The organism is Streptomyces sp. KLMMK (assembly GCF_036961605.1).
Classification (GTDB): Bacteria; Actinomycetota; Actinomycetes; order Streptomycetales; family Streptomycetaceae; genus Streptomyces; species Streptomyces telluris.
Window position 1 is genome coordinate 1 of the sequence record NZ_JBAMDC010000267.1, and the last position, 9,131, is coordinate 9,131.

The window sequence follows — 9,131 nt, forward strand, 5'->3', positions numbered from 1 at the left end:
GGGGACGGGCGGGGAGACGGGGTACGGCACAGGCCGGACCGGGTGGGCGGTGGGAGGAAGCGGCGCGGCGCCGGGGGCCGGGGAAGGGGCGGCTGCCGCGGCTGCCTGGGGGCGGGGCGGAGAAGGGGGTGCGGCGGAGGGTTCGCCCGGGTGCCGCGGGGTGGGGGATGCGGTGCCGGCGGCGGGCGCCGGGCGGGCGGTGACCGACCGGGGTCCGGCGGGAGGCGGGGCCGGGAAGGTAGGAGGTGGGGGCGGTGGGGCGGCGGGGGGTGCCGTCGGCGGGCGGGGTGGTTCGCCGTCGGGGGCGGGGCTGTGGGAGCGAGCGGAGGACGGTGCGGAGAGCGGTGCCGAGAGCGGTACCGCGGGTTCGTGGGAGTCCCGCTTCCCTTCCGTGAGCCGATCGTCCGGGGCGATGCCCGGAAAGTCCTCCGCCTCGGGACTTCCTGAACCGGACGGTCGCCGGCCCGACGGCCGCGTCCCGGATGGTGCCGTTCCGTGGGAAGGGGGACGGGTACGGGCGATGCCGGCGTCGTGGGTGCGCCCGGTGGGCGGCAGGGAGGGCGAGCGGCTGGGGTCGCTGCCCGGCCCGCCGAGGGTTCCGTATGCCGAGCCGCTGCCGCCGTGCCCACCCGGCACGACGGGGCCTTCGCCCTCCCCCTCTGTCCCGTCCGTCGCCCGCTCACGCAGGCGGGGAGGCTCCGGGTCGAACACCGATGGCAGCCGTGGCCGGAGGCGCGGGCCCGGCGCGCCCAGCAGACGGTCCACAAAGTCGCTCACCCCGCCGCCTCCAGGTAGAACCGTCGGCGGGCGGGGCTGACGGCGAGGACGTCCTGCTCCGTCCAGCCGTAGGCGCGGGCGAGCGCGTGCACTTCGTACAGCAGGCGGCGCGCGTATCCCTCGATCTCGGCCCACAGGTGCCCGGCGACGTCCACTTCCGCGGACCAGGTGTGACCGCACCCGGGGCACTCCAGGGCCACCGTCGTCTCCGCTCCCGGATCGATGCCGGGGAGCCGCCGGGCCACCTCCTCCAGGACGTGGCCCGGCAGCGAGCCCGCGTCCGGGGTGGTGCCGACGACGCAGCGCTGCAGCAGGGCACGGCGGGAGTCGCACCCGCCGTGGGCGACGGCCAGCAGGTCGCGCAGGGTCAGGGCACGGTACGTGACGTCGCGACCGCCCGCGCGGAAGCTCCCGGTGAGCGGCGCCGTCCGCGCCCCGGGAACGGCCGCCGGTGCCGGCGTCCGCAATTCGCCGGTCTCCACGGCGACTTCCAGCGGTTCCTTGCACGCCGGGCAGTCGGCGGCGCACGGGAGGGAGCTGCCGAACGCCCGCTCCCGGAAGCCGAGCAGCAGGGCGTGGAGAGCGGCCAGGGTGAGGTCGGCGACGGGCTCCGCGTCCCCGGCGGCGGTCCTGGCCAGCAGCAGGGCCCGGTCCTGCGGGCCCTGCCCGCTCCCGGACTCCCACACGGACAGGAGCTGCGCCTCGGTCAGCTCGGCCACCACGCCGTCACCCCGATGCGGTGTCGGTGAACTGCGGGAGCTGCGGCGGCGTGGTGGGCTCCCGCACCCATCCGTGGTGCTCCAGCTTGATGTGCTCGAAGGCGACGGCGTTCGCGTTCGCGTCGAGGTCGGGGAGTGCCTGGTACTCCGACACCCAGCAGTCGTGGACGGAGTACGACAGCACCTGCTGCCCGGCTTCGTCGAACACGTCGATGATGAGGTCGCGGCGGAAGTCCTTCAGCGAGGTCTCCAGCCCGCCGGCCGACTTGCGCAGGCTCCACACCTTGTTCGCCCACTCCTCGAAGGCGGTGTCGGCCGTGCAGCCGCGCTCCAGGGTGATCGCCTCGTACTCGGTCCGGCCCGGCAGCTTGCGGCTGGTCCCCGGGTCACCGCCGTCCCGGTGCTTGACCACCTCGGTGGTCCGCTTCAGACCGCTGACCTTGCTGATCCCGGCGATGTACGTGGTACCACCGCCGAACTTCACCCGGAACCGGAAGTTCTTGTACGGGTCCCGGCGCGTGATCTCCGGCATCGTCCTCGCTCCTCCTGCCTCCTGCGACCTGGAACCGGGCCTAGGGATGGACCTAGACCTGGACCTGGCCGGCGAGCTGCTGAATGTGGATGATCACGAACTCCGCGGGCTTGAGCGGCGCGAATCCGACCTGGATGTTGACGATCCCGCGGTCGATGTCGTTCTGCGGGTTGTTCTCCCGGTCGCACTTCACGAGGTACGCCTCGGCCGGCGTACGGCCCTGGAACGCCCCCTCGCGGAAGAGGGAGTTCATGAAGGCGCCGATGTTCAGCCGGATCGAGGCCCACAGCGGCTCGTCGTTCGGCTCGAACACCACCCATTGGGTGCCCCGGTACAGGCTCTCCTCCACGAAGAGGGCGAGCCGGCGCACGGGAAGGTACTTCCACTCGTCGGTGAGCTGATCGTTCCCGCGCATGGTGCGGGCGCCCCAGGCGACGGGGCCCACGGCGGGGAGCTCACGCAGGCAGTTGACCCCGCGCTGGTTGAGCTGGCCGTTCTCCAAATCGGTCAGCGGCATCATCAGCCCCTGAACACCGTTGAGCGACGCGTCGGTACCGGCCGGTGCCTTCCACACACCGCGCTGCGCATCGGTCCGGGCGATCACGCCGGCCATGACCCCGCACGGCGGGAAGTCCCGCACGAGGCCGCCCCGCGGCAGGTCCGTCGCCAGCACTCGGGGGAAGTAGACGGCGGCGTTGCGTGCGGGGTCGCCGGTGACGAAAAGCGTGCGTGCCGACTGTGCGACGTCACCTGCCGTCGTGGCGGGCTGGCTCCACGCACTCGGCGGATCAACAAGCAGCACGGCTCGGTGCTCGCGGCAGAATTCCGCGGCGGTTCGCACCAGGTCCTCGCCGTCATCCTCGCCCAGCTTCTCCGTGGCATCGGGGATGCACAGAAGGTTGACGATGTCGGCCTTGAGCAACGCCTGGAGACCGGTCTTCCGCACCGAATCGCCTTTGTAGTCCGCGAGAGCGGGAAAGTCCTCTTTCTCGGGAACATTCTCGACCGTCGAGACACGTCCACTCGCCGCCGCATTCCTCCGCCGCCCCCTGAGCCCCCCCGGCGTCTCACCCTCGGTTTCGCCGTCGCCGGGCCCATCGCCGTCGCCGGGCTGATCCTCGCCCTCGCCCTCCCGGTCGCCGTCGGGTTCGGGGTCGTTCTTCTCGGGCGGCTTCGTGCCGTCGCCGACCCACGTGACGAGTTGCGAGGCGGCCACGACCCTTCGCAGGCTGCGCGGGCTGTCCGGGTCCGTACTGACGTTGAGGTAGGTCTCCTCCACGCCGGTGCCGGTGTCGGTGAGCGTCAGGTTGTAGACGCCCTTCTTGTCATTCTCCTCATTGTCCTCGTCCGGGACCCCTTCGACCCGTGCTTCGAGCTCCTTCGCCCACGCCCCGGCTCCGATGGGAGCCAGAGTGGGGCGGGTGTCAGACCCGGACCTGGGCTTCTTCCCGATCGGCAGGACCGGGGCCGGCGCGCCCGCCGCAGGGCTGGCCACCACTCGTACGATCTCCGCCTCCGAGCCACCGTTGCGGTAGAACTGCTCGACGGCGTAGCTCATGGGGCTGTTCGTGTGCAGCCCACCGAACCGCGTCTCGTAGTCGGCCCACGAAGTGATGTGCACCGGCCTGTCGTCCGGCCCGCGCGGCGCCCAGCCGACGAAGGCGGCGATCGACGTCGGAACGCCGGTGATGGTCCGTACGGAGCTCTTAACCTCGTCGATGTAGACGCCCGGGTAGCTGACCTTCACCGGCATGACGCCTCTTCTCTCCGACGGTACGGGGGCTACGGAGCGGATCTGGTCCCACCGTAAGAACCGATGCCGGACGGCAGACGACCGAGCGACGCGTGTCTCCCCCGGTCAGGGGACCCGTCAGGGCCGTTCAGCGCAGCGACTGCCGCGGGGCCACCCGAACAAGACCGCCTCCCCGGCCAGCACAGATGTCCACGTCCGCGCCCGCCGACAACCCACAAGGCGACCAGCGACACATTCGCTCCGCCGGCCACCAGCACAAACGGCCGACCGAGCCGCTGTCGCGGCAGCGCGCGACCCGGCAATCTCTCTCAAATGGGGGACACCACCGCACCGCCCACCGACGGCGTCTGCCCCGCCGACCACGGATCCTCCCGCGACCGCGGAATGCCCATCGGCCACCTCTGCGACCCTTGCTACGCCGCCTACATCGACGAGGCCGACAACCGGCAAGCCGAGGACGAAGGCGCCACCGCCCCGCCTCCGCCGGCGGCCCCGGCCTGCCCCGTTTGCGGGCGCGACCAGGACCGGTGGCCCACCGGCTACGGACGCTGGATTTTACTTGAGCCCCGGCGACTGTTCCTCAATACCGCCGTCCCCGCAGAACAGCAGTGGTTCATCGCGCACGACGGTATTGCCGTCAACCGGCGACACGGGACGACCCCGTTAGGCGATCGCTGTCGCATCGCCCACCGTCTCGTCTGCGGCCACGGTCCGCGCCCCACCAACCTGGCGCACGCCTTCACCGAGGCCTGGCTCCGCAACCGTGCTGATGCCGGCCTGCCACCCGGCGAACCGGACGCGGGCGACACCCCTCAATGATCAAAGAACACGACGGCGCGACGCCCCCCTGGGGGAACGCCGTGCCGTTCACGAATTACGACGCGATGGACGTCAACTCCTCGATGCGTTCCGCGAAGTCGGGGTCGGGCAGGGGGAGGTCGAGGGCGTCGTTGTCGTCGAGGGCGTGGGGGACGTAGGCGATGACGGCGTTGGTGGCGGCGGAGAAGACGCTGGTGCCGCGGAGGTGGGCGAGGAGGCTCAGGACCGCGTTGAGGTCCGTGCGGTCGATGGTTTCGGGCGTCTTGGGGATGAGGTGTTCGAGCCCCGCCTGCTCGTGCCACAGTTCGGCTTCCCTGCGCTCGCCGAGGGCCATGTGGTGCAGGTAGAGGCAGCAGGCCGCGCCCCGGTTGCCCGCTCCGGCGGCGAACTGCCACCAGAACTGGGCGGAGTCCCCGCGTTCGGCGAGGTGCAGCACGCACCCCAGGACGAGGGCACCCGCGGGTTCGAGGATGCGGCAGGTGAGGAAGCCGCCGAGCTCGTGGAGGTTGCGGGTGACGACGGTGCGGCACAGTGCCTGCAGCTGGCGCCGGAAGGCCCGGTGGGGCAGGTCGCTCCGCTCGGCCGTGCGGGCCGCCGCGGTGCGGGCGGGGGCCATCTGGTCGTCGAAGGACAGGGCGCCGTGCAGCATACGGGCGGTGATGCGGGCCGCGAGCCGGGCTTCGGCCGCCTGGGTGTCGGCCATGGTGTAGGGCGGCCGGGCGAGCCGTACCCGGGCCAGGGCCAGCTCCAGCGACGTGCGGCCGGTCACCTGTCCGTCCCCCCTTCGTCGCCGGAGGGGCCCTGGTCGATGCCGAGGGCGTGCTGGAGGCGGTGGCGGGCGAAGCGGGCGGCGGACCGCACGCCGGCGGGGGTGATGCCCATGATGCTGGCGACCTCGCGGGTGGAGTGGCCCAGGACGTGGAGCAGGACGATGACGTCGTGCTGGCGTTCGGGCAGGGCGTGGATGGCGTCGTAGACGGCCAGGCTGTGTTCGAGCTCGCCGATGGGGTCGAGCGCGTGGTGGAGCGCGGTGGTCTCGAAGGCGGCGGTGTCGATGACGGCGGGCCGCCGGCCCCGGGCCCGCGCCGTGTCGACGGTGCGGTGGCGGACCACCGCCCAGGCGTAGGCGTTGGGGGATTCCTGGGAGAGCACTTCGGACCAGGCGAAGTAGAGCTCTTCGAAGGCCTGGTCGACGGCTTCTTCGGCATCGTGGCGGTGGCGCAGGTAGAGCTCGGCCCAGTGGATGTAGATGCCGCGGTAGAGCTCGTGGAAGGCGCGGTAGTCGGCGGGGAGTCCGGTCACGGGAATGACGCCTGTGCGGGGAGAGCGTGAGGGGCCGGGGTTCATCGCATCCCTCCCACCCGCGGGCGCCGGGGTGCGCCCTCGGGGCGGCGCGGCGGCGCGGGCTGCTGGTTCAGGCCGATGCGTACCGTGGCGGCTGCGGCGCGCCGCAGCAGGTGCCAGGCGTCACCGGCGAATACGCGTGCGACCATCGCTGCGGTGAGCAGGTCGCCGGCGAGTTGAGATTTCACGGAAGCAGGGATCCCTCCGGTCGGCGGACAAGCGGCTCGGGCGCACCGGCGGCGCACGCTCCCCCGGGCGCCGCCTGCTGCCCCTGTCGGAGGAACCCTTCTTCGTCCTCCGCCCATAAAGGCGACCGCCGCGGCCGGATCGTGCAACGGCAGAACGTAAAGAATTACGGAAGACGATCGTCCAGTAATCCGGTGCCGACACGGATGCGGATGCGGACGCGGACGCGGACGCGGATGCCGACACGGGCGCGAACGCCGACGCGAACGCCGACGCGAACGCCGACGCCGGCCCGGCCTCTCCCCCACGGAGGCCGGGCCCGGCCCGTCAAGCGGGCTCGGCTCAGCCCATCAAGTGCCCCAGCACCGACCGCACCGCCCGGTCCACCGCCCCCCGCGTCTCCTCGGTGAGGTCGACCGTCTCGAACCCGTGATGGCCGAGCGGCACGTCGACCACCTCGACGCCGGCCTCGCAGTCCTCCGCGGCGCTCAGGAACTCCCCGACCGTCGCCGCGATCGCCTCGTTCTCCAGCCCCACCCGGGTGAGCACGACCGGCAGTCGCCCGGCCCGGCTCACCGCCTGCACGGGACGGAACCGGGCGTCCACCATCCCCCAGCCCGGCAGCGGCGCCAGCACGGGATAGGTCATCGCCACGCACCGCAGCCACGGCGGGGGCTCGGCGAGCGGATCCGCCGACAGCAGCCCGCCGCCGGAGAAGTACCACAGCGCGATGCGATCCCCGTCGACGCGCGGGTCGGCCCGTACGCGCTCGACCGCCGCGGCGACGTCCTCGGCGGAACGCGCGTAGTCGGCGAGGCCGTGCAGCCGGTGGTCCAGCATCGCCCCGACCGCTCCCAGGCTCGCCACGTACCGGCAATAGCCGACGTAGGCGGGCCAGTCCCGCGGTGTGGGCCGCGCGTCCGCGGCTACGGGGCCCCCGTGGACGAACACCACCGCAGGACGAGGCCGGTCGGCGTCCGGTGCGCCCGGCGGATCCGGCAAGTAGAGGTCCACCTCGCCCACCCGCTCGCGCGGCCGCTCCTCCACGTCCAGGAGGAAGGGCCGCAGATGCCCGGGCCGCTCGCCCGGCGCCGTGGTCACCCGGTGCCCTTCGCCCGCGGCGGCGCGCAGCAGCACGTCGGCCAGCTCGCCCGGGACGGAGAGCATCGGCCAGTGGCCGGTGGCGAGTTCGAAGAAGGTCACCCGGGGGTCGGCGAGCCACCGGTACTGCGGCGGACCCGACCTCACCAGGAACTCGACCATCTCGATGCTCGCCCCGTTGGCGGCGCACAGGACGCCGGTCGTCGGAATTCCGGATCCGGCGCCGGACAGCCGGAGCGGCTGGGTGAGCGTGCCCGCCGGCTGCGGCACGGCGAGGCGGTCCATGCGCGCCAGCGCCTCCGCGGGGACGCCTTCGGTGCTGCCCCAGAGCTGCCACTCGTCGCGTTGCGGCGGGGGGATCCGCCGGTCGCTCTCGCTCTGCCTCTGCCTCTGCCTCTGCCTCTGCCCACCTTGCTGCAACAGCCCCTCCCGGACCGCCTGATCGGGCACCAGCGCGACGGCCGCGTCACCGTCCTGGGGCATGCCCGCATCCAGGTAGACGATGCGGGCGATCCGCTCCGGCCGCCGGTCGGCGGCGCCCAGCACCGGGTGGATGCCGTAGTCATGGCCGACGATCACCACCTCGGGGGCGTCGATCTCGTCGATCAGCCGGACCAGGTCCTCGATGTGCGTCTCCAGGTCCGTGCCGGGCCCGGCCGGACGGCGGGGGTCCCCCATGCCCGTGAGCGTCGCCGGGTACACCTCGGCTCCCGACTCCCCGAGCCGGGCGGTCACCTCCTGCCACACCCAGCCCCCGGTGAAAGGGCCCGACACCAGAACGAACGCCGTCATGATCGCCTCCTCGCATACCGCATACCGCACTCCGCGGAACCGGCCGCAAGGGCCGTCCCCGCTCGCCGGTACGGTAAGAACTCCCCTGGAGGGAGATTCAAGGCGCGGCCGGACTACCCCGCCCGGCCGTTCAGCTGGATCAGATCCCAGCGGTTTCCGTACAGGTCCCGGAAGACGGCCACCGTGCCGTACGGCTCGCTCCGCGGCGCTTCCTCGAAGGCGACCCCGGCCGCCCGCATGCGCGCGTAGTCGCGGCCGAACGCGTCGGTGTTCAGGAACCAGCCGACCCGGCCACCCGTCTGGTCCCCGACCCGGTCGGCCTGTTCCCCGGTCACGGCCCTGGCCAGGAGGATCGCCGACTCCCGTGCTCCCCGCGGGGCCACGACCACCCACCGCTTCCCGTCGTCGATCGCGGTGTCCTCCAGCAGTTCGAAGCCGACGGCGTCGCAGTAGAAGGCGATGGCTTCGTCGTAGTCGCGCACGACGAGGGTCACCAGTCCGAGAGAAGGCATCCGGTGATCATGCCCTGTCTCCGGGCGCCTCATCCCTGACTCCGGGCGCATCATGGGGCCCGGCCACCCCGAAGTAGATGTGTCGACACGGCCGCACCGGCCGTAACCGGGTCGCAGGCCCCTCGTTCCAAGTGTCGTACAGCAACAAGGACCCCCACCCGGGGGAGGGTGAGGGTCCGCGATACGAGTCGTCCACGATGTGCGTCGGGTGCGTGCGTCGTCTACGGGGTTGCGGGGGAGGTGGCTACAACATGCTCTTCAGGGCTCGGCGCAGTCGCTTCCGGCCTTCGCGGTCGCTGCGGATCCTCAGGGCGGTGGCCGCGGTCGCGCCGACGATCAGCAGGGATCCGGTGATCTTCACCGTCAGCCTCAGGGCCTGGTCGGGCCGGGCCGCATCGGCGAGAACCAGGACCGTGAAGACCGTCAGGCCTGCCACCACCACACCGAAGGCCAGCAGCATCGCCCACTTGACCAACGCAAGGGAGCGGGCTGCCTTGTCGGTGTCGTCCTGAGGTGTGCGGGACGTACTCATGGAGGGCTCCTTCAACGGCCGTCTGCTGCCCCGGAGGTGTCCTCCCCTGGGAGGGCAGCAGACG

At 72.2% G+C, this 9,131-nt stretch carries 10 protein-coding genes; 1 reads left to right on the forward strand and 9 read right to left on the reverse strand.

Annotated elements, in window-relative coordinates:
- Positions 1-773 precede the first annotated feature (773 nt).
- The 3 genes from V7793_RS27475 to V7793_RS27485 are packed head-to-tail and all read right to left on the reverse strand — an operon-like array spanning position 774 to position 3,781.
- On the reverse strand, positions 774-1,496 hold the full coding sequence (locus tag V7793_RS27475; protein WP_336011153.1) for a hypothetical protein: 723 nt from the start codon (positions 1,494-1,496) through the stop codon (positions 774-776).
- 7 nt (positions 1,497-1,503) lie between these two features.
- A complete protein-coding gene (locus tag V7793_RS27480) occupies positions 1,504-2,028 on the reverse strand; it encodes a phage tail protein (protein ID WP_058043010.1) in 525 nt (174 codons plus the stop codon).
- A 52-nt stretch (positions 2,029-2,080) separates the two neighbouring features.
- On the reverse strand, positions 2,081-3,781 hold the full coding sequence (locus V7793_RS27485) for a phage tail sheath family protein (RefSeq protein WP_336011156.1): 1,701 nt from the start codon (positions 3,779-3,781) through the stop codon (positions 2,081-2,083).
- 312 nt (positions 3,782-4,093) lie between these two features.
- Between V7793_RS27485 and V7793_RS27490 the strand changes: the two genes are divergently transcribed.
- Complete coding sequence (locus tag V7793_RS27490; RefSeq protein ID WP_336011160.1) at positions 4,094-4,600, forward strand: DUF6083 domain-containing protein; 507 nt, start codon at positions 4,094-4,096, stop codon at positions 4,598-4,600.
- A gap of 55 nt (positions 4,601-4,655) precedes the next feature.
- On the opposite strand, the gene V7793_RS27495 is transcribed toward V7793_RS27490, so the two are convergent.
- The 6 genes from V7793_RS27495 to V7793_RS27520 all read right to left on the reverse strand — a co-directional run bounded on the left by V7793_RS27495 (position 4,656) and on the right by V7793_RS27520 (position 9,067).
- The gene (locus V7793_RS27495; RefSeq protein ID WP_168096113.1) at positions 4,656-5,369 is read right to left on the reverse strand and encodes a hypothetical protein; all 714 of its coding nucleotides are present in this window, start codon (positions 5,367-5,369) and stop codon (positions 4,656-4,658) included.
- A complete protein-coding gene (locus V7793_RS27500; RefSeq protein WP_058043007.1) occupies positions 5,366-5,902 on the reverse strand; it encodes an RNA polymerase sigma factor in 537 nt (178 codons plus the stop codon). The genes V7793_RS27495 and V7793_RS27500 overlap by 4 nt, the downstream gene beginning before the upstream one ends.
- A 41-nt stretch (positions 5,903-5,943) precedes the next feature.
- Positions 5,944-6,132 (reverse strand): hypothetical protein, encoded by a 189-nt coding sequence (locus V7793_RS27505; protein WP_168096111.1) that lies wholly within the window; start codon positions 6,130-6,132, stop codon positions 5,944-5,946.
- Positions 6,133-6,472: 340 nt separating this feature from the next.
- The gene (locus V7793_RS27510; RefSeq protein ID WP_336011165.1) at positions 6,473-8,023 is read right to left on the reverse strand and encodes an alpha/beta hydrolase; all 1,551 of its coding nucleotides are present in this window, start codon (positions 8,021-8,023) and stop codon (positions 6,473-6,475) included.
- A gap of 113 nt (positions 8,024-8,136) precedes the next feature.
- Positions 8,137-8,535, reverse strand: a complete 399-nt coding sequence (locus tag V7793_RS27515; protein ID WP_336011167.1) for a VOC family protein — start codon at positions 8,533-8,535, stop codon at positions 8,137-8,139.
- Positions 8,536-8,779: 244 nt separating this feature from the next.
- Positions 8,780-9,067, reverse strand: a complete 288-nt coding sequence (locus V7793_RS27520; protein ID WP_336011169.1) for a hypothetical protein — start codon at positions 9,065-9,067, stop codon at positions 8,780-8,782.
- Positions 9,068-9,131 lie beyond the last annotated feature (64 nt).